Below are 19,979 nucleotides of genomic sequence, written 5' to 3'. Positions count from 1 at the left end.
TACCAATACCATTGTCTGAGACAGTTAACGTACCGGCATCACTATCAAAGGAAAGGCGAACGCGCAGGTCACCGTCATTTTCATACAGCTCAGGGGCGGACAACGCTTTAAAACGCAGCTTATCAGCAGCATCTGACGCGTTTGACACTAGCTCTCGCAGGAAAATCTCTTTGTTTGAGTAGAGAGAGTGGATCATCAACTGCAGCAATTTGGAAGTATCAGAACCAAACTGATGTTTTTCTGGGGTTTTCACGCTCATGTCAATCTACCTAACACTATGAGGATTAATGGCGACGTGGACTCGATGCCCACGTATCAATGAATTCGTTACTTAGTCTCCTTGGATATAGGGATCCGGTACCACGCTTTCAAGGCCTAAGTGGTCAAATATAAGCCAGTTAGTGTTAAGGTGCCGACACTCGAGGTATATCACACAGGCTGAGGCTATAAACCATAGAAAAAGAAAAGCCTAACCAGAGGCTAGGCTTTGCAAGTCAGTAGCGTGATTGACATCGCTGCTYTGACGGTTGGTGTTGCCACATTGTCTTTCGGCCCCTCGCGGAGGAAGACAATGTCACAACCGGTAGGTGCGGTCTCTTGGGCACGGCAGGCGCGTCTAGCGATACTTCAACTGTTGGCGACCGATAATCGAATGAGACAGTGTCGTACCGTCGACCAGTTCAAGCTCGCCGCCCATGGGCACGCCATGTGCGATACGGCTGGCACCCACTTGGTGCTCTTGACAAAGCTCAGCGATGTATTGCGCCGTGGCCTCGCCTTCCACTGTTGGATTGGTCGCCAAAATAAGCTCTTGAATCGGTTCGTGCTGCAAACGCTTTTCTAGCACATCAAGGCCAATGTCTGCCGGACCAATGCCATCAAGCGGTGACAGATGCCCCATCAAGACAAAATACCGCCCAGCGTACTGCCCGGTCGCCTCGACGGCCGCAATGTCTGCTGGGCTTTCAACCACACAGATCAACCCGGTTTCTTGGCGTTTCGGGTTATCGCAAATCGCACACACGTCTTGCTCGGTAAAAGTTCGACATTGGGTGCAGTGGCCAATGTCTGTCATTGCCGTGCTCAGTGCTTGCGCGAGAGCCAGTCCACCTTGGCGATTTCGTTGCAATAGGTGGTAGGCCATCCGCTGCGCTGATTTAGGGCCCACCCCGGGCAAACAACGCAGCGAGTCCATCAGTTGTTCAAGTAACTGGCTGGTGCGCATAGATTAAAATGGCATTTTCATGCCTGGTGGTAACTGCATACCGCCTGTCACGTCCGCCATTTTCTCTTTTTGTTGCTCCTCAACACGACGGGCAGCATCGTTGAATGCGGCCGCGATCAAGTCTTCCAGCATGTCTTTGTCATCTTCCATCAAGCTATCGTCGATGTCGACACGACGGATGCTGTGGCTGCCTGTCATGGTGACTTTCACCATGCCTGCGCCCGCTTCGCCTGTCACTTCCATGCTGGCAATTTCTTCTTGTACTTTCTGCATGCGCTCTTGCATTTGCTGCGCCTGCTTCATCATGTTACCCATGCCGCCTTTACCAAACATAATTCTCTCTCTTGGTTAGGTGTCTTAAATTGGTCGAATGCTGTCTTCCTCTAACTCCGCCGCAAAGCGTTGAAGCATAAAAGTGACATTCGGATCATTATGCAGGCTGTGTGTCGCCTGCGCTAATTTTTGTTGATAGAGCTGCTCTCGCCGCTCTAACGGTGTGATTCCCGATTCCCCGAGCTGTACCTCTAAGGTTATGGGGGCACCCAATGCCGTCGTCAAGGCCTGAGTTAATTGCTGCTGGGCTTTTTCGGTATTCAAATGCGCTTGATCCGGGCGTAAGATAAGCTGTACCTGCTCACCTTGCTGGGACATGGCCGCATTGAGCGCCATTTGCTTGACCAATCGCTCTACCTCCAAGCTGTCTGCCAGTGCACACCAAGGATCTTGCGCATTGGTTTCCTCCACCAGTTTGTCACGCATGGCAGGCGTTTTTTCATGCTCTAGCGCCTGCTTTATCGACTTAGGGGTCAGGGTTGGTACGACCTCAGGCGATTGTGACACAGGCTGAGTAGGACGCCATTGATAAGGCTCTGACGATACCTTACTTCCATGCGATGTCTGCTGGGGGGCTGACGTCGAATTGCCCGTTTGATGCGCCGGGGCGGACACAGGCGATGCACTCTCCGCCGCCGTCGCTACGCGATCGAGCACAGATAACGCATCAGTCTTGGCCGGTGTCCGTCCCGTCTTTTTTACCCCATCTCCCGTTTTATCAGCTTGACGTTTCATACGACTACGCAGCTGATTACGCGCCTGGATAAGGCTAGAGGCAGGCGAAGAGGCAGATGGCTCACTCGCGGGCGCTGCATCCGGCACCGAGTCATCGACCACCGGTCGGCTTTGCTCGACGACACTCGCGTCACGTGCCCCACTGCCGGACGCATCTATGCTGGGCTCCTCCGCGCCAGTCTTTGCCATCGGCTGCTGAGGCGCTGGCGCGTGGGGAGCATTGGCGTTTTGGGGGCTTTCCGGCGTATCTCGGTCATTGCGCACCGGGGTACCGCCCATGGTTCGGCTCTGTTGTGCCTCATGCTCCTGAGGCGCATGGCTTGGTGGCGCTTGGTTTGGCGACGCCACACTGGCCGATGAGACCTGCGCTTTTAATGCATTCAGCGCTTGCGAAGGATCTTTTTTTGTCGGCTGCTGTGACACAGAAGCGGGATCATGTGTCGGCACCGATATGGTAGCCGGTTCATACGGCACGGTTTTGACCGGCTGAAACGCCAACATACGCAGCAAGACCATTTCTAACCCCGCCCGCCCATCAGGGGCGTAAGGCAGATCTTGCCGTCCTTGCAGTGCCATTTGGTAACACAGCTGCACATCTTGTGGCGCAAGTCGCGAGGCCAAGGCGTGGATCCGTGCTTGCTCACCGCTGTCGTCATCATGCGTCTGAGGCAGTGCTTGGGCCAGCGCCACATGGTGAAGCTGACTGGCTAACTCTTTGAGTAAGCCATCCCATTCCACCCCGACGTGCGCAATCTGCGTCAGCATGTTCATCAACTCGACCGCATCATGGTTCGCCAAGGCTTCAAGGAGTAAGAGTGCGTTATCGGTACTCAGTGTCCCTAGCATCTCTGCCACTGCTTGGGTGCTAATTTGGCCATTTCCCAGCGCAATCGCCTGATCAGTCAAGCTCAAGGCGTCGCGCATACTGCCTTCCGCCGCCCGTGACAATAGCATTAAAGCACGTGACTCTGCCTCGACACCTTCTTGACCAAGAATATGCTCTAGCTGCGTTTGGATCTGACTGGCGTCAAAATGCTTTAAATGAAACTGCAAGCAACGCGATAAAATGGTGACCGGTAGCTTTTGTGGATCCGTGGTCGCCAGCAAAAACTTCACGTATTCGGGCGGCTCTTCTAACGTTTTTAACAATGCATTAAAGCTGTGGCGCGACAGCATGTGTACCTCATCGATTAGGTACACCTTATAACGGCCACGTGCAGGCTTGTACTGGACGTTATCGAGCAGCTCGCGCGTGTCTTCTACCTTGGTACGAGAAGCGGCATCAATCTCCAGCAAGTCAACGTACCGGCCCTCGTCGATCTCACGGCAGGTTGCGCACTGTCCACATGGCGATGACGACACGCCCTGCTCACAATTAAGCCCTTTGGCAAAAATACGCGCAATAGTGGTTTTACCCACACCGCGAGTACCACTAAACAAGTATGCGTGGTGCAAGCGGTCATGATCCAACGCATTGGCCAAGGCCGTGAGCACATGACTTTGACCAGCAACAGACTCAAAATTATGGGGTCGCCACTTACGTGCGAGAACTTGGTAGCTCATGTCAATTCGCTTCCTGTATGCTTATGGCTAACGCGAGACCCTGCACATAGCCTGGCATTAATGACCGGCAAATTCGCACAAGCTATAAACCTTGATCCCAAGCGCGGCCAGTTTTTCTTCCCCGCCGATATCCGGCAAGCTTATCACAAAGCCAGCGTGTTCTACGGTGCCACCTAAACGGCGCACCAACTTCACGGTGGCTTCTATAGTGCCGCCTGTCGCCAGCAGATCGTCAATCACCAGTACTTTATCGCCCTCAACAATCGCATCACGATGGATTTCCAGGGTATCTTCACCGTATTCCAGCTGGTAGTTTTCGCTGATCACCGCGCGTGGTAATTTGCCAGGTTTGCGAACCGGCACAAATGGCAGCCCTAGCGCAAGCGCCAGTGGCGCGCCAAATAGAAAGCCGCGCGATTCAGTGCCAATCACCTTGGTAAATCCATAATCGCGATATTGTGCCACCAAGGCGTCAATTGTCGCTTGGTAGGCAGCAGGGTCTTCCATTAAGCTGGTGACATCGCGAAATAAGATGCCAGGTTTGGGGTAATCTGGGATGGTTTGAATACTTTGTTTGATGACATTCAAGCTGTCGGTGCTCATGGCCAATTCTCGCCGATAAAAAACGCAGACCGCCATGTTATGAATTTTCGGCCGAACCAGCAACAGATTCCGTTTCAGGTAGGCGGAGAAACCAGCACAAGAGCACAATTAGGCAGGTAATCAGTAACGCTTTCAGCCACATCGCCCCGACGATATAAATGGAGAAACTGAAACTTGCCACAATCATGACGGTCGCGCGTCGTTTTACTTTGCGACTAATCGCGCGCTTTTGGTACCAATCGGTCAATATGGGTCCAAACGTGGGGTGGGCGTGAAGCCAGTTAGCGATACGAGGAGAGCCTCGCATAAAGCAACCACTGGCGAGCAGCAAAAACGGCGTGGTCGGGAGTACAGGCAAAAAGGCGCCTGCCGCGCCCAGCGCGACCCATAACCAACCTAACCCATTCCATAACCAACGCCAAGGGGCTGTCGGTGCTTGCTGCATAATCTCTACTACCTCTCGATTCGCGATGGTTGCGCTTGTTCACTCACGCTAAGTGTAGTGGCAGAGACGATGGAGGTACAGGATAGCGGATCAGGAATACGGTGCGGTAAGTGAACAAGGCGGTGATTAGCCGCCAAAAACAATGCCAAGCCAGGTGAGACTGGCAGGTAAGGTCGGGATCAGTAATACCAGCAGAAAGCCGATGAAGTACTTAACGTTATAGGGCTCTTTAAAATCGTGTTCCATTTTGTTACTTCACTCACAACAGCATAACAACGGTGAGCGGCTACTATAGCTCAGGTCAAGAGCGCTAAAAACGGACGATTTGTAAGGTTTTAACTGAATCCTTGATTTACATCAGGGTAACAACTTGTGTGACTGCGTCATGATAAACGTCATTTTAGCCAATCAAGCGAACTGACCATGGATACAACAACCCTTGCTCAGCTGGGGCGTGAACTTAACCGCGAACGCACTGAGCTAGTAGCAACACTAACCACGCGATTGCGTGAAGACTGGGACAAGCATTGCGAAAACCTCACCATTTCGGATCTGATTAAAGAAAGCCAAGGGGTACCTGGCGCCATCCGATGTCTCGGTGAACGTTTAGAAAAAGTCGATGCGGCTTTATGTGCCATGGATTTGGAGATTTATGGCTTGTGTGCCGATTGTGAAAGTGAGATTCCACTGGATGATTTAATCAATGATGCTGCCGAGCAGCGCTGCCCACAGTGTCGCGCGTCGAATTATTATCATCACGATCCAGCCACTCGCCGAGCCACTGCGGGAGCACGTAAAACCGTGTGATCGCGAGGTCGACTTTCGCTTGTCTCACCGTGGCTTAAACGGAACGCGCCCAGCATCAGCTGGGCGCGTTTTTTATTGACTGATTAAAGCCATCAAGCGGGTGGTACTACAGATCACCCATCACACTAGGCGCTTAATCTTGGTCAATAATCCAACGACGGAACGACTTGCGCTCTTGGTCACTGGCTTTGGTATACCAAAGCTTTAACTGCGACAAGGCATCACCTTTAATAGAGGCTTGTCCTTGGTCGTCGACCTCGACTAATACGTCGTTAAGGTTTTTGCTTTCACCTTGGTCGATAATAATCCCGTTGGCACGGTTATACTCCGCCACCAGCGCTTCCATATCGGCATAGGCAGCAAAGCCATCACCTTTGAGCTCGACCGCCTCYAACGGCATCACGTCACCGTTATCGAACTCGGCTTGCCATTGCGCATCGTCAAAATAATGCTCTGCTTGAACTTTTGTTTTTAATCGAGTATCTATATCAATCGTCGTATTACGTCCATCAACGTTAAGCTCAAACAGATACGGACGCGAGGTAAAAATCACTTCTTTACTGCCTCGCTTTACTTCGCCATCAAAGCGCATCACCAACTGGTGGGTGCCATTAGCAAGCTCAATGGTCTGCTGCGGCGCCCAGTTGTCAAAACTGATTTCCTTACCATCAACCACCACAAACTCAATATTGGGCGCGGAGGTAATTTCCGCCGCACTAGTCACACTCGCTGCTAAGAGAGTGCTGAGCACCAAGCCCACACCTACTACGTTTTTCATCTCTACTCCAAATCGTGATAATAAAAAAGCCGCCCTAAGGCGGCTTTTGTAACCAGTGCTACATGTAGCAATAATGGTTTAAGCTCAATTAGAACTTAACTTCCATACCTGCTACGTAACCCCAATCTTTCTCATCTTCATCACTATCGCCCACTTCTGCATACACGTGTGCGTTGCTGTGCAATGCATAAGTCACGTTGGCATAGTAACCGTTAACGTCTGAAGACTCACCTTCTTCGTCTTTGTTGTCATAGCCAACAGCAAAGGTGGTTTTACCCATGGTGTAGTCAGCAGCAATTGAGGTGTAATCAACGTCAGTATCGTTACCACCGATGTCCGCRGAGGTACGACCAATAGACGCCGCTAAACCAACGTTTTCGATACCTGCGTATTCAATTTCGAAGTTGTATGCGTCTTTTTCGTCGTCGCTAACACGGCTAACGTTATCTGCTTTTTGATAGTAAACACGCGCGTCAACGTCAGCAACACGGTAGCCTAGACGTGCTTCATAGATGCGAGTGTCATCGCCAGCACCAGCGTAACCTTCCGTACCGTTTGCAACGCTATTGTCGTCAAAGCCATCACTCTTGTCAGTGTAGGTCGCAGCACCGTAGAAAGTACCGTTATCATAAACGTATTTTCCTACTTGCTGAGCATGGGTATAATCGGCACCGAATGCATTTTTAGCCAACTCATAGTCTTTAGTGATACCAGCGTCAYCCATCAGCAACAGCTGACGACCTGCGGTGAACTGACCCCRGTCTCCTTTCAAACCAACGTAAAGCACGTTGTTTTCGACGTTACCGTTACTATCAGTAATATCAATATCGCGCGTTAGTTCTTCATCGTTCTTTTTGTCATAATAATTGTCTGTAACGCTATCTGCGCTTTCGAATTCAAAATCTACTGCCGCGATTGCACTAAGAGAGTCAGATACAGCAACTTCAGTATCAAACTGAACGTCACCGTCGTCTAGACGCCATTTCGCGTCTTGGTTGTTACCGATGTCTTGGATGTACTGAACTTCAGCGGCACCAGACACGTCTACTTTAACGCCGTTTGCGTCATACAGGTTGATGCTTGCTGATGCTGAGCCAGCAGCCAGCAGAGCTGGTACTGCCATTGCTAGAATAGTCTTTTTCATGGTTAATCCACTGCCTTTTCTATTTAGTCATTATGAGTTCCTTCTTGGAACTCTGTTTTATGGTGACTGTCACTCTATTACCAGCAGCAAACGCTGCGAAGCACAAAATGCCAGTTCACTGAAACTTCGTGGCTAATCGTGCAGAACATTTGTGGTTCTGTCAACTCGCCGGAAGCGCATTACAATCTAGACAAAAAACTCTTAAAAACAATAACATATTGACATCTGTTGAACTGAGATCACAGTTTAATTAACTCAACACCCGCCTTTTGATGAAAATAAACAACAAACACTAACAACATAAAACACTAAAAAATACATTTAAAAACACAATATAAAGAATAAAAAACTAATCAATAGCTTAAATCAGGCGTTTTGTTAATCAAACGGCAGATCAGCAAGATAGCGAAGAATGGTTCAAATTAAATTCGTGACCAAGATCTCATATCTGTAAGGAAATCTTGCAGTTCGCGATCGTTTTCACGTTTTTACCTCGTGTTATACTGGCCGCCAACCTTTGCAACTCGGACCTGTTGATGCTCAGCCCTGCCGTAAAATCAGACATTCGCGCGTGCTACCAAACGCTACAAGATCAACTTCCTCACTTTGTTCCCCGCAAAGCTCAGAACTATTTGGTGGCAGAGCTCGCGAAAACCTTGGCCGGCGATTACGAGCCGAAACGCCGATTATTAGTGGCAGAAGCAGGCACAGGGGTGGGCAAATCAATGGCGTATTTGATGGGCGCGATTCCGTTTGCGCTTAACAACAATAAAAAAGTGGTCATTTCCACCGCGACGGTGGCGTTGCAAGAACAGCTTGCCAATAAAGATATCCCGTTTTTTCATCGCATCTGCCCCAAACCGTTTGATTTTATCTTGGCCAAGGGGCGCCAACGCTATTGCTGTGCACATAAGCTAAGTGCAGTGGCAGATACCGAGAGCATTCAAGGCGCGCTATTTACCCAAAAACCCAAGCGCAGCGAACAATTGTTGCTGAATGATCTTTACGAAGCGCTGAGTCGGGGTAAGTGGGGTGGTGACAGAGACAGTTGGCCAAAACCCATTGCTGATCATCTTTGGCAAGCCATCGCCTCTGACAAACACACTTGTCATGCCGGTTTGCCCGCCCACCGTGGTTGCCCGTTTGCTAAAGCACGTGAAGCGATGGATAAAGCGGATGTGGTGGTGGTCAATCATAGCTTGCTGCTCGCCGATCTCGAACTCGGCGGCGGGGTGATCTTGCCCGAGCCAGAGCAGTGCCTGTATATGATTGACGAAGCTCATCACTTGCCCACGGTGGCGCGTGACTTTTCAGCCGCCAGTGCCAGTTTGCTCGGCGTGGTCGGTTGGCTAGAAAAACTCAATCAAGCGACGACTAAGTTGGGCAATACCGCGGATATGACGCGCGCACATCGGTTTGCCGATAGCTTGCTAGACGCGATTCAAACCCTGATCCCAGGGTTACGCGAAGCAAAAAACATGCTCAGCCAACTGTCGCTCAACGACGACGGTTGTTATCGCTTTGCCGACGGTGAACTGCCCGAAGCCCTGATTGCACCCAGTGAGCAGCTTAAAACCGCAAGTAAAAAAGCCCRTCAAGCATTGGGAAAAATTCATGATTTGATCAATGAGCGTCTGAAAGAAAATGACATTTCGGCAAAACTCGCCGATCCGGCGCTCGCGGAAACCGCGTTTTTCCTGCAACGGTTAGAAAATTTAGAAAAGGTGTGGACCTTAATGGCCCAACCGAATGCCGATAAAGGCGCACCGCTTGCCCGTTGGGTGCAAGCCTGCCGTGAGCGCGAGGGGGATCTTTGGGTGCATGTCTCTCCCTTAGAAGTAGGCTGGCGTCTGGATCAAATGCTCTGGTCTCGCGCCGCTGGCGTGGGCCTTTTTTCCGCCACTTTGCGTGCTCTAAATCGGTTTAGCTATTTCTGCCGTCAGGTTGGTTTGAGCGAAACCGACGGCTCGCGTTATTTAGCCTTACCCTCACCCTTTGATTACGCCAATAAAGCGCGCTTGGTGATCCCGACGATGCCTTGTGAGCCGCAAGCCAGTGCCTTTACAGAGGCATTAAACGATAAAATACTTGAGCACCTAGAAGGTGAACGTGCCTCTTTGGTGCTCTTTGCCTCCTATTGGCAAATGAAGCAAGTGACACAAGCGATTGAACGTACCTGCAAGCAACGGGGCTGGCAGCTGCTTTGCCAAGGGAGCCAGTCGCGTACCGCGTTACTCAAAGCGCATCAACAAGCCGTTAATAATGATAAAACCAGTATCATTTTTGGCACCGGCAGTTTTTCCGAAGGTTTAGATTTACCCGGTAACTTATTGACCAACCTTATTATTACTAAAATCCCCTTTGCCGTGCCGACGTCGCCGGTTGAAGAAGCACACGCTGAATATATCGAGCGCTGTGGTGGCAATCCGTTTTTACAAATTGCCGTACCAGAAGCCAGTAAAAAGCTGGTGCAATCCGTGGGGCGACTACTGCGCAAAGAAGAGGACTCTGGTAAAGTAGTGCTCCTTGACCGGCGCATTATCACCCGCAGATATGGCCAATCTTTACTCGACTCGCTGCCGCCCTTTAAGCGCGTGATCGAATCTTAAACTGATGAGTTAACATGCTGGAACTGATTGACCTCTCTACTTTAGTTATTCTGGGGCTGACTGCGTTTGTCGCTGGATTTATTGATGCGGTGGCTGGCGGCGGCGGCATGCTCACTGTGCCTGCCCTGTTATCGCTAGGCCTGCCGCCGCATGTTGCGTTAGGCACCAATAAGCTGGCCGCGACCTTTGCTTCAAGCACCGCTGCCTTCACTTATTATAAAAAGCGCCTATTTTCTCCCTCGTTTTGGCAACATGCTTTTTGGGGCACTTTAATTGGCGCCACGGCCGGCACCCTGCTGGTGGACGTGTTAAGCACCGAGTGGCTCGAAAAAGCCATACCAATCGTGGTATTGGTGGCCGCGGTGTATACCATTTGGCACCCACACCCAAAGGGTGATAACAACCAGCTACCCGCACCTTGTCCGAAGTTGCCAATCAAACAATGGAGTCAAGGTTTATCACTTGGCTTTTACGACGGGGTAGCCGGCCCGGGAACCGGCGCGTTTTGGACGGTTTCCACCATGTCGCTCTATCGGATGAATATATTGCTATCCTCTGGGTTGGCAAAAGCGATGAACTTTACCAGCAACTTCACCTCACTGGTGGCGTTCGCACTATTAGGCCATGTGAGCTGGGCACTGGGCTTAACCATGGGTGCGTGTCTTATGCTGGGTGCCTTTATTGGCGCACACTCGGCCATCCGCTTTGGTAGCCGTTTTATTCGCCCTATTTTTATCACCGCGGTAGTTATTCTAGCGGGCAAACTTGCCGTTGATGCGTGGTTTTAGCCCTCAATAAAAGAGAACGACACCATGAAAGCGCAAATCGATGCCATGGCTCAGCATTTAGACCAACTCGCTGTTCAAGCGGCAGAGGTCGATCGGCGTCGCGGCGAAGCCAAAGCCCCTTTATTTGCCACGCCACTTTTTCACTGCAAAGGCAAGCTGTTAACGCCTTGTGTTAATGAAGCCCAAGGCTTATTGGCGGTGATGCGCCGCGACCATCAACAAGGCATGCTAACGGATGCRCGCGCGACCCATATTTGCGACACCTTGTTATCGCAAATCACCGCACTGCAACGTGAGCTTGCCACCCAACCTTTACGTAAGCAAGAACAAGCGCGGCGTGGGCCACGGCGACAGTCAATCGGTGAACTTTATCAAGACTTGGCCAAACACCAAGACTGGGAAAGGCGTCTCGCCGACAAACTCCGTGATGCCAACGCCAGTGTTGAGATGGCTTCCAGTCCGGCTATACGGCAACAGCATCAAAAGCAAGTTCTCGCGCTCGAGCAGCGTCTAGCACGATGCACCAAAGCCCGAGAGCGTATTGAAACCACCATTACTTACCGGGAAAAGCGATAACGTAAGGAGCGAATGTGCTACCACTGATATACCATCCCATTTACTCTGATTTCCCGCTTCCCGAGGGTCACCGTTATCCTCTGCAAAAGTACCGGCTGCTCTTTGAGCGCTTGCAAGCGCTTGCCTTGCCGGTTGCGTTTTATCAGCCCACCGCCGCGCAAAGAGAGATCATTGACGCGGTCCACGATCCCGCCTATGTAAGCCAATTACTCGAGGGCAACTTGCCTTTGGTTAAAATGCGTCGTATTGGGTTTCCTTGGAGTGCGTCGCTCATAAAACGCAGTTTAACCTCTCTGGGTGGCACCACCTTAACGGTGGATCAGGCATTGCGCACAGGCCTGGCGATTCACCTTACTGGCGGCTATCATCACGCCCACTATGATTTTGGCAGTGGCTTTTGCTTATTTAACGATCTAATGATTGCCGCGCGTCATGCTCTCACACAGCCGGGCATAGAGACAGTGATGATCGTCGATTGCGATGTTCACCACGGTGACGGCACGGCCGCACTGGCCTCCTCACATCCAGATATTGTGACCTTTTCCGTCCACTGTGAAAAAAATTTTCCCTCGCGCAAGCCAGCATCAACGCTTGATTTACCCCTCCCGATTGGCACCCAGGATAGCGACTACCTTGATGCCTTGTTACCTTTACTCGACCTTGCTCTGGCTCAGCATCGCCCCGACATGGTGATCTATGACGCTGGCGTCGACGTGCATAAAGACGATGCGTTGGGGTATTTGTCACTTACCACTGAGGGCATTTTTCAACGCGACACAGGCGTACTATCACGGTGTGCCGCCCACCAGATCCCGGTCGCTGCGGTCATTGGAGGAGGTTATCATGACACCCATGAGCAGCTGATCCCGCTGCACGAACAACTCATCCAAGCCGCTATCACTCACTTTCCCGACTTTTCCGCCAGCCTGGAGGCATCATGACTGACTCACATTCTTCCTCGTCAAAAGCACTCGAAGAGGCGCCCGACGACGTCAAGCTCGCGGTCGATCTTATTTACTTGCTTGAAAGCCATGCGATTGATACCGACACAGCGCTCTCCGCGATCGATATGGTTAAGCATGATTTGCTGACTAAAAAAGCCGCGTCATCCAGTGATTAAGTCATCTTTATCTATCCGTTCGGGCAGCGTAGAAGTAGATTCAGTGCGATGACTCAATGGCAACATGAGGCATTGATCACATTTCGTTCAGCGCGCATGCAACCAATATTGAGTCAAAAAAATACCGGATAATATGYGAAGGCGTTGAGATGACTGCTTTAACATCAAGTAATTAGCGTCAATTCCATTACATTTTGATTACAATTTTTAGGACTGTTATTGACACCTAGCACCGCTCAAAAAACCAACATCTCAACAAACATCTAGTGTTTTGTCTCACAAATATCGGTATTATCCGGCGTGCTCCACCTAGTGTATTGCTGTGCTAAGACATCAATATCGCGGTTAACGGTGCACTCTGGCAACAGCCGAGCATGGATTCAAAATGCTGTTGCAGATCCAACATCACGCGTCATAGCAGCCAGACATTTTGGTGCTACTGCGCGTTTCGTTGCTCACCTGCATGGACGGCAGAGATCTCACATGGACAGTGGTTGTCGACCCTCGCTCTCTCACCATGAACAATAGGTTCTCGTCGCGAAAGAGCAAGGCGTCTCCCAACAGACAAAACAGAGTTTAATGATGGAACAACTTAAAAATCTATTTGTGTCCATAGTCGATACAGGTAACGGCCTCCTTTGGGGCAGCGTACTCATTTATCTTTTGATTGGCTTAGGTTTGTACTTCACCGTGCGATCTGGCTTTATTCAATTCCGTAACTTTGGCCACATGTTCAAACTGATGGCCAACAGCCGCGATGGCGCGTCAGGTGGTATCTCTTCTTTCCAAGCCTTTAGTACCAGTTTGGCGGCGCGCGTCGGTACCGGAAACATGGCCGGTGTGGCCGTGGCGCTCTATCTGGGTGGCCCTGGTGCGATATTCTGGATGTGGCTGACGGCATTGGTCGGTATGGCAACTAGCTTTGTCGAATCTACTTTGGCGCAAGCGTACAAAGTGAATCACAACGACAAGACCTTTCGCGGTGGCCCTGCTTACTATATCGAAAAAGGCTTAGGTCAGCGCTGGTTAGGCATTGCGTTTGCTATCTGCCTGATTATCGCCTTTGGTCTGGCGTTTAACGGTGTCCAGTCCAACTCGATTGCCGCAGCAATGAATACCGCGTTTGGCTTTGATGCCTTAGCGGTTGGCATCGGCCTTGCCTTAGTGACCGCACCTGTGATTTTTGGCGGTATGCGTTCGGTTGCGCGTGTGGCCGAGCTGATCGTACCGTTCATGGCACTGGCGTATTTGCTGGTCGCGCTTATCGTRGTCGGTATGAATATCGAACAACTGCCTGCGGTAATCTCAACCATTGTTAAAAGCGCACTCGGGCTCGAACAAGCGGCTGGTGGTGCAATGGGTTATGCTATCGCGCAAGCGATGATGCACGGTATCAAGCGTGGTTTGTTCTCCAACGAAGCAGGTATGGGTTCGGCACCGAATGCGGCCGCTACCGCAACCACTAAACCCAATCACCCAGCGGCGCAAGGCTATGTGCAGATGCTGGGGGTTTTTGTCGACACCATCGTTATCTGTACCGCGACGGCATCGATCATCTTGATCTCCGGTATGCTTGAGCCAAATAGCGGTCTCACGGGTATTGCGCTTACCCAAGAAGCATTAGTTAGCCAAGTGGGTGACTGGGGCGCGGCCTTTATTGCCATTGCGATTCTGCTGTTTGCCTTTACCTCGATCATTGCCAACTATTCTTATGGTGAGTCAAACATCGAGTATATATTCAAGTGCCGGAAAGCCATTTTACTTTACCGTATCGCCGTGCTCGCGATGGTATTAATCGGCGCGGTGATGGATCTACCACTGATTTGGAGCTTTGCGGACTTGTCGATGGGCATGATGGCGGTGATCAACTTGGTGGCTATCGCGCTCTTATCGGGTGTTGCGTTTGCGCTGATGAAAGACTACGAAGATCAGCGCCGTGCGGGCAAAAAACCCACCTTTGATCGCACTAAGTTCCCGAAATTGGATAAACAAATCGATAAAGACGTTTGGTAATTCCTTGCGGGGTATACGAAAAAACCACCGAGTCATCGGTGGTTTTTTGTTACTCACTGAATGAAATCGAGATTCTCACCCATAGACGCTGCGGCGTTACACACTCAACCAATAACCAATCAGCAGGGTGAAGACAAAACACGCCCCCGCATAAAAACCTAATTCAATCTTACGCGCCGTCATGTCCTCTGCCTCTTCTGGCTTTAAGGTGATCCCCCAATACGCAAAGCCAATGGACGATGACAGCAATAGCACACCGAGACCGAACGCCAACCCTTCAACCGCATGGATCAATGTCATTTTTCCTCTCACTTTCGTCACTGACTTGTAGCACGTTGATTATACGCCCTGAGAGCCACTACGAAAACCATCAGCGAAGGGTTCATTGTCTCGCCACGAGAGCCTCTACTTTAGTCGTGAGGACCGTTCCCATGGTTAGCGCCATAGTTCACTGATGGGCGTGTCCGGTGAAAAGTCATGAGCAATTTGCGCTTGCAGCAATTCAGCGGTGGCCATCGCATCCGTCAGCGCATGGTGGCTTTGGTAAAAGGGCAAGTGATAACGATGACGACTGTCGGCTAAACGAATCGACTCAGGCGGGCGGCGTGCAATCCAATCCATGAAACTGCGTTTACCACTTCTGTGTTTGCGCGCTTCTAACTCCATGGTATCGACCATTGGGAAAATAATCCCCTCCCCCAAACGCTGTTTGAACGCGCGGTCGAGAAACTCCCGCTCAATACGGCGGTAGTGAACGACGACGACGGAGCCGGCCAACGCACTCAGTAAGGGCTCAATCACATGCGAAAAGTCAGGGGCATTCACGATATCCGAGTGGGTGATGCCATGAATCACAATCGACGACTCTGCCAACGGCCGATTAGGGTTAACAATCCAATGTTGCGCATGCTGACAACGAATACGATTCAGGGTAAAGGGCACCAAGCCAATACTGACGATGGCATCTTGCTGGCTATCAAGTCCTGTGGTTTCAAAGTCTAACGCTACAAAAGACACCTGAGAGACAGGGGTATCAGGCGATACCCAGCCTTGCTGATAAAACGCTTGCAAGGTCTCGTGCTGAACCGTTTCACGTTTGGTTTCCAACATGGCACGCCAGTCAACGTGGTCGGCATCCTCTTTTTTTCTCAAATCGAAATGAAGCATACCCTCCCCTTAAGACCGATTCGGCTGATAACGGAATTTCAAGAACTTCTGTGCGTTGCTTAAGATCTGAAACGCATCTTTTAAGTTTCGACGTTCAAAATCAGACAGGTTCTCTGGCTCAATATTGTTATCCGGCTCACGCCCAGCCTCAATATCCAGTGCTTGATGACGAATGCGCACCATAGAAATAAACTCCATGGCATCACGTAAGTCTGGCCCGCGACCTTTCGGCAAGATCCCAGACTCGATAATATCGTCCAAGCGCTCAAAAGAGTTTTGCGAGCGTGAGTCGATCGCCAATGAATGCACCCGAATCAGATCGGCCAAAGGTGCGGTGCCACGACGCTTCAAGTTAATGGAATTGTTATGACGCCCGTCTTGTTCCATCACAAAGTCTTTGAAAAAGCCCAGTGGCGGTGTGCGATTGAGCGCATTGCGTGCCATCGCCGCCAAGAAGCGGTTGTTGCGACGAGCCCGACGACCAATAAAGGCTTTGAGTTGCTCTGCCCAGTTAGTACGGCCATGCACGCCATCAAGGTCAAAAAAGATATTGCTGTCAAGCAGCGAGCGCGGGCTGGGGTTATCAATCCAATCAGCAAAGCATTGCTCCCACTCTTTGAGCGTTTTTCGCCATTCAGGGTTGGTCGCCATAATATTGCCAGTGCAATAGGTATACCCGCAGGCATTAAGGCCATCAGAGACACGTTTAGACAAGGCTTCAAAATAAGCATTGTGCTCACTGTGCTCATAACTATCGTCCAGAATAATGGCGTTATCTTGGTCCGTAACAATCAGTTGCTCGTCGCGCGCCATCGAGCCCATGGCTAAAAAGCAATACGGTACGGGTGGCTCACCGAGCTCTTCCTCGGCAAGCTCAAGCAAACGTTGCTTGAAACTACGGCCAATCACCGACAGCGCAGAGCCTATCATGTGTGAATTCGCGTCTTCGTTGACCATACGGACAAAGCAATCTTTCACCTGTTGAGACAGGATCACCAAATCATCCACAGATTGCTGGCGGAAAATACTCGCCACCAAAAACAAGCTGTTTTGCGACTCATAGCGCGCAATATCAGACAGGGCAACCACACCAATCGGCTTACCGTGTTGGAGCACGGGCACATGATGGAGGTTTGAGCGCAAGATGGTCAGCATTGCCTCAAAGATATACGCATTGTGGTCAAGCGTGATCAGCTGTGGTGACATAATTTCTTGCACTGGCGTCTCATAAGGCAAGCCTTCCGCTAACACCCGATTACGTAGGTCACGATCAGTAATGATCCCTAATACAGGCTTGAACCCCGTGTCAGGATCAGGCTCATCGCCCATCACCAGAATAGAGGAGACTGTCTCTTGGGACATCACCTGAGCGGCATGCTGAACCGAGTCGGTACTTGAAATCATTACCGGATCGCGAATAATCAGTTTTTTGACCTTGGAGGTGGTCAAGTCGTTGGCTTCATTATGACTCGAGACCGCTTGGCGTAACCGAGTTCGGTCTTCTACCTCAACAAAGTCAGCAAAATGCTCAAAGTCGTCAAACAAACGGTTAAACATCGCTTCAGGGATGAAATAGATCAGCGTATCTTCGATCGCTTTGGCAGGCATCCGGACACGGTTATTCATCAAAAGGCCCATTTGACCAAAGATATCGCCTTCTGAAATACGGTTGTATAAGGTGCCATTACGGCGAAATAGCTCAACGGCACCACTACGCAAAATGGCCAAATCGTGAATTTCATCACCGTAAGCAAAAATATCGGTACCTGCGCGGTAGTAACTGATTTCAATGCTGGTTGCCACCTCAGCCACCACGTCTTCCGGCATCGCGTCAAACGGCGCGTACTGCGCAAGAAATGTCGCGATTTCAATCTGTTCAGCTTCCATAATGCTCACCTAAACCTGCATTTTATTGAAGGACGCCCAGATCGGGGCGTCCGTTCTTTCGCGAGCGGCACAGCTCAAGCGCTCGCCGGATAATAAAAAAGGCAGCCCCGACGGCCTGCCTTTCCTATCTTAGCTAACAATCAAACAGTTAGCACACCTCTTTATTTTGCGCGTGGCTCCGAAGCCAAGCCTTTAAACAAAGAGACAGTCGCAACCAGCAGCACCACCGCGAATGGGAAGCCTGTTGAGACGGCCATCGCTTGCAACGCTACCAAGCCGCCGCCAAGGATCAGCGCCACCGCAACCAAGCCCTCGAATGATGCCCAGAATACTCGTTGTGAGACCGGTACATCCATTTTTCCGCCCGCCGAAATGGTATCAAGTACCAAAGAGCCTGAGTCGGATGACGTGACGAAGAAGACAATGACCAGAATAATACCAATGAACGAGGTAATCGTCGCGAGCGGCAGGCCTTCAAGCATTGCAAACAGCGTTAAAGAAAGCTCGGCATCGACAACGGCGGTGTATCCTTCGTTAACAAACTGGTCAATTGCCGTCCCCCCAAATGACGTCATCCAAAGTACACTCGCCGCGGATGGGATCAACAACACACAGGTAATGAATTCACGCACGGTTCGACCACGCGACACCCGCGCGATAAACATCCCGACAAATGGTGACCAAGAGATCCACCATGCCCAATAGAAGGATGTCCAACCTTGAGTAAAGTTGGCATCTTCACGACCAAATGGCATCGCCAATGCTGGCAAGTTTTCTAAATAGGCACCAAGATTGCCAAAGAAGCCGGTCAGAATCGCGAGCGTTGGGCCAACCGCAATCACAAACAGCAGCAATAAGAACGCCAGGATAAGGTTAAGCTCGGATAGGCGCTTTACCCCTTTGTCGACGCCGGCGACCACTGAGAAAATCGCCATTGCGGTGATCAACACTACCAAGATGACTTCAGTCGTTGCCCCTAACGGCGTATCAAACAAATAATGCAATCCACCCGAAGCCTGTGACGCGCCGATACCTAAAGAGGTCGCGAGGCCAAACAAGGTCGCAACAATCGCGAGCACATCAATCACATGCCCCGTCCAGCCCCAAACGCGTTCACCGAACAAGGGATAGAATACCGAGCGGATAGTCAGCGGCAACCCTTTGTTATACGCAAACAGGGCAAGGCCAAGCGCCAGCACCGCGTAGATCGCCCAAGGATGCAGTCCCCAGTGAAAAATAGTCGCTGACATCCCTAAGCGACGAGCCGCGTCTGTATCCCCCGCGGCACCGCCTAACGGTGCCCAGTCAGTCCGGATACCATGGGCATTTGTCGACGTGCCATCGAGCGCGGTTTGAAAATGTGTCAGCGGCTCTGACACACCAYAGAACATGAGACCAATGCCCATACCCGCGGCGAACAGCATCGCGAACCAGCCACCATAGCCAAAATCCGGCTTGGCTTCTGTGCCACCCAGCCTCACTTTACCTAACGGCGAGACAATCAATATTAAGCAAGCAATGACGAAAACATTACCTGTCGAGAGGAAAAACCAATCGAGATTTGCCGTTAACCAAGCACGTAAATCACCAAAAATCGGCCCCATTTTGTCTTGAAAGGCCAAGGTCACAAAGACGAAGGCCATGATCGCCAGCCCTGAGACCATAAATACACGGTTATGAATATCAAAACCAAACGGGCCCACTTTTAGAGCGACGTTATCCTGACCCACTTGGTAGTCAGTATCGATCGGATTCACCTGACCGTCTGGCGTCATCATATCTTCATGGCTTTTATCGCTCACACGTAAACTCCTTACTCCGTCTACTCGGCAACCTGCCATTGTTGCTGAACGCTGTCTGGGTGACGCTCGATATCGAGGTAAACGTCAGCCCACAAAAAGACACAATGACAGAAAAGTCAGCAAGAATATCACACAAGCTAAATAGGTGAATAAAGGCTTGGCGAGCTTGGTCAAGGATTAACCACATCACGACTCTTCATACCAGGGGAATAGACATTAGCGGCAGAAAAGGTCTGATAAGAAAGAGAGGAATAAAAAAGAGGCAGCGCGTAGTGCGCTGCCTCTTTCGTCATCGACGAGATTACCGATGTTTTGCTAATTAAGCACGCGGCTCTGAGGCCAAACCTTTAAACAGAGACACGGTAGCAATCAGCAACACAATGG

The 19,979-nt window shown here is 50.7% G+C and carries 18 protein-coding genes and 1 pseudogene; 7 read left to right on the top strand and 12 right to left on the bottom strand.

Annotated elements, in window-relative coordinates; translation table 11 throughout:
• The 6 genes and pseudogenes from BZG14_RS11410 to BZG14_RS11385 form a co-directional block, all read right to left on the bottom strand.
• Positions 1–253, bottom strand: a pseudogene (locus BZG14_RS11410) (molecular chaperone HtpG); the annotation flags it as partial.
• A 363-nt stretch (positions 254–616) separates the two neighbouring features.
• Complete coding sequence (gene recR, locus BZG14_RS11405; RefSeq protein ID WP_077608772.1) at positions 617–1,225, bottom strand: recombination mediator RecR; 609 nt, start codon at positions 1,223–1,225, stop codon at positions 617–619.
• A gap of 3 nt (positions 1,226–1,228) precedes the next feature.
• Complete coding sequence (locus BZG14_RS11400; RefSeq protein ID WP_021022483.1) at positions 1,229–1,558, bottom strand: YbaB/EbfC family nucleoid-associated protein; 330 nt, start codon at positions 1,556–1,558, stop codon at positions 1,229–1,231.
• 24 nt (positions 1,559–1,582) lie between these two features.
• Complete coding sequence (gene dnaX / locus BZG14_RS11395) at positions 1,583–3,856, bottom strand: DNA polymerase III subunit gamma/tau (RefSeq protein WP_077608771.1); 2,274 nt, start codon at positions 3,854–3,856, stop codon at positions 1,583–1,585.
• A 57-nt stretch (positions 3,857–3,913) separates the two neighbouring features.
• Positions 3,914–4,459 (bottom strand): adenine phosphoribosyltransferase, encoded by a 546-nt coding sequence (gene apt / locus BZG14_RS11390; RefSeq protein ID WP_077608774.1) that lies wholly within the window; start codon positions 4,457–4,459, stop codon positions 3,914–3,916.
• Between the two features lie 37 nt (positions 4,460–4,496).
• Entirely contained in the window at positions 4,497–4,904 is a 408-nt protein-coding gene (locus tag BZG14_RS11385) for a YbaN family protein (RefSeq protein WP_077486587.1), read from the bottom strand.
• A 423-nt stretch (positions 4,905–5,327) separates the two neighbouring features.
• On the opposite strand from BZG14_RS11385, the gene BZG14_RS11380 reads away from it, so the two are divergent.
• A complete protein-coding gene (locus BZG14_RS11380; RefSeq protein WP_077599317.1) occupies positions 5,328–5,711 on the top strand; it encodes a hypothetical protein in 384 nt (127 codons plus the stop codon).
• 133 nt (positions 5,712–5,844) lie between these two features.
• On the opposite strand, the gene BZG14_RS11375 is transcribed toward BZG14_RS11380, so the two are convergent.
• Positions 5,845–6,489 (bottom strand): YccT family protein, encoded by a 645-nt coding sequence (locus BZG14_RS11375; protein ID WP_077608770.1) that lies wholly within the window; start codon positions 6,487–6,489, stop codon positions 5,845–5,847.
• Between the two features lie 88 nt (positions 6,490–6,577).
• The gene (locus tag BZG14_RS11370; RefSeq protein WP_077608769.1) at positions 6,578–7,633 is read right to left on the bottom strand and encodes a porin; all 1,056 of its coding nucleotides are present in this window, start codon (positions 7,631–7,633) and stop codon (positions 6,578–6,580) included.
• A gap of 536 nt (positions 7,634–8,169) precedes the next feature.
• On the opposite strand from BZG14_RS11370, the gene dinG reads away from it, so the two are divergent.
• The 6 genes from dinG to BZG14_RS11340 all read left to right on the top strand — a co-directional run bounded on the left by dinG (position 8,170) and on the right by BZG14_RS11340 (position 14,739).
• Complete coding sequence (dinG, locus tag BZG14_RS11365) at positions 8,170–10,242, top strand: ATP-dependent DNA helicase DinG (RefSeq protein ID WP_077608773.1); 2,073 nt, start codon at positions 8,170–8,172, stop codon at positions 10,240–10,242.
• Between the two features lie 14 nt (positions 10,243–10,256).
• The gene (locus BZG14_RS11360; RefSeq protein ID WP_077486591.1) at positions 10,257–11,030 is read left to right on the top strand and encodes a sulfite exporter TauE/SafE family protein; all 774 of its coding nucleotides are present in this window, start codon (positions 10,257–10,259) and stop codon (positions 11,028–11,030) included.
• 24 nt (positions 11,031–11,054) lie between these two features.
• A complete protein-coding gene (locus BZG14_RS11355; protein WP_241824661.1) occupies positions 11,055–11,606 on the top strand; it encodes a primosomal replication protein in 552 nt (183 codons plus the stop codon).
• A 14-nt stretch (positions 11,607–11,620) separates the two neighbouring features.
• A complete protein-coding gene (locus tag BZG14_RS11350) occupies positions 11,621–12,547 on the top strand; it encodes a histone deacetylase family protein (protein WP_077486592.1) in 927 nt (308 codons plus the stop codon).
• Positions 12,544–12,726, top strand: a complete 183-nt coding sequence (locus BZG14_RS11345; protein WP_077486593.1) for a DUF2496 domain-containing protein — start codon at positions 12,544–12,546, stop codon at positions 12,724–12,726. Before BZG14_RS11350 ends, BZG14_RS11345 begins: the two co-directional genes overlap by 4 nt.
• Before the next feature lie 582 nt (positions 12,727–13,308).
• On the top strand, positions 13,309–14,739 hold the full coding sequence (locus tag BZG14_RS11340) for an alanine/glycine:cation symporter family protein (RefSeq protein ID WP_069361494.1): 1,431 nt from the start codon (positions 13,309–13,311) through the stop codon (positions 14,737–14,739).
• Between the two features lie 96 nt (positions 14,740–14,835).
• Here BZG14_RS11340 and BZG14_RS11335 read toward each other — a convergent pair whose 3' ends face one another.
• From BZG14_RS11335 to BZG14_RS11320, 4 genes are all read right to left on the bottom strand, one after another.
• A complete protein-coding gene (locus BZG14_RS11335; protein ID WP_069361381.1) occupies positions 14,836–15,039 on the bottom strand; it encodes a hypothetical protein in 204 nt (67 codons plus the stop codon).
• 135 nt (positions 15,040–15,174) lie between these two features.
• Entirely contained in the window at positions 15,175–15,906 is a 732-nt protein-coding gene (locus tag BZG14_RS11330; RefSeq protein ID WP_077486595.1) for a 3'-5' exonuclease, read from the bottom strand.
• A 9-nt stretch (positions 15,907–15,915) separates the two neighbouring features.
• Complete coding sequence (locus BZG14_RS11325; protein ID WP_077608768.1) at positions 15,916–17,793, bottom strand: DUF294 nucleotidyltransferase-like domain-containing protein; 1,878 nt, start codon at positions 17,791–17,793, stop codon at positions 15,916–15,918.
• Positions 17,794–17,954: 161 nt separating this feature from the next.
• Positions 17,955–19,571 (bottom strand): BCCT family transporter, encoded by a 1,617-nt coding sequence (locus tag BZG14_RS11320; protein ID WP_241824663.1) that lies wholly within the window; start codon positions 19,569–19,571, stop codon positions 17,955–17,957.
• Between the last annotated feature and the right edge of the window lie 408 nt (positions 19,572–19,979).

Source organism: Salinivibrio sp. IB282, assembly GCF_001995685.1.
Taxonomy (GTDB): Bacteria; Pseudomonadota; Gammaproteobacteria; order Enterobacterales; family Vibrionaceae; genus Salinivibrio; species Salinivibrio kushneri.
Note: the sequence above shows the minus strand (reverse complement) of the source record. Positions and strands in the feature narration are given on the sequence as shown.

Coding starts and splice junctions, on each gene's coding strand:
- recR (WP_077608772.1), bottom strand. CDS start 1,225: ATGCGCACCAGCCAGTTACTTGAACAACTGATGGACTCGCTGCGTTGT.
- BZG14_RS11400 (WP_021022483.1), bottom strand. CDS start 1,558: ATGTTTGGTAAAGGCGGCATGGGTAACATGATGAAGCAGGCGCAGCAA.
- dnaX (WP_077608771.1), bottom strand. CDS start 3,856: ATGAGCTACCAAGTTCTCGCACGTAAGTGGCGACCCCATAATTTTGAG.
- apt (WP_077608774.1), bottom strand. CDS start 4,459: ATGAGCACCGACAGCTTGAATGTCATCAAACAAAGTATTCAAACCATC.
- BZG14_RS11385 (WP_077486587.1), bottom strand. CDS start 4,904: ATGCAGCAAGCACCGACAGCCCCTTGGCGTTGGTTATGGAATGGGTTA.
- BZG14_RS11380 (WP_077599317.1), top strand. CDS start 5,328: ATGGATACAACAACCCTTGCTCAGCTGGGGCGTGAACTTAACCGCGAA.
- BZG14_RS11360 (WP_077486591.1), top strand. CDS start 10,257: ATGCTGGAACTGATTGACCTCTCTACTTTAGTTATTCTGGGGCTGACT.
- BZG14_RS11345 (WP_077486593.1), top strand. CDS start 12,544: ATGACTGACTCACATTCTTCCTCGTCAAAAGCACTCGAAGAGGCGCCC.
- BZG14_RS11335 (WP_069361381.1), bottom strand. CDS start 15,039: ATGACATTGATCCATGCGGTTGAAGGGTTGGCGTTCGGTCTCGGTGTG.
- BZG14_RS11330 (WP_077486595.1), bottom strand. CDS start 15,906: ATGCTTCATTTCGATTTGAGAAAAAAAGAGGATGCCGACCACGTTGAC.
- BZG14_RS11325 (WP_077608768.1), bottom strand. CDS start 17,793: ATGGAAGCTGAACAGATTGAAATCGCGACATTTCTTGCGCAGTACGCG.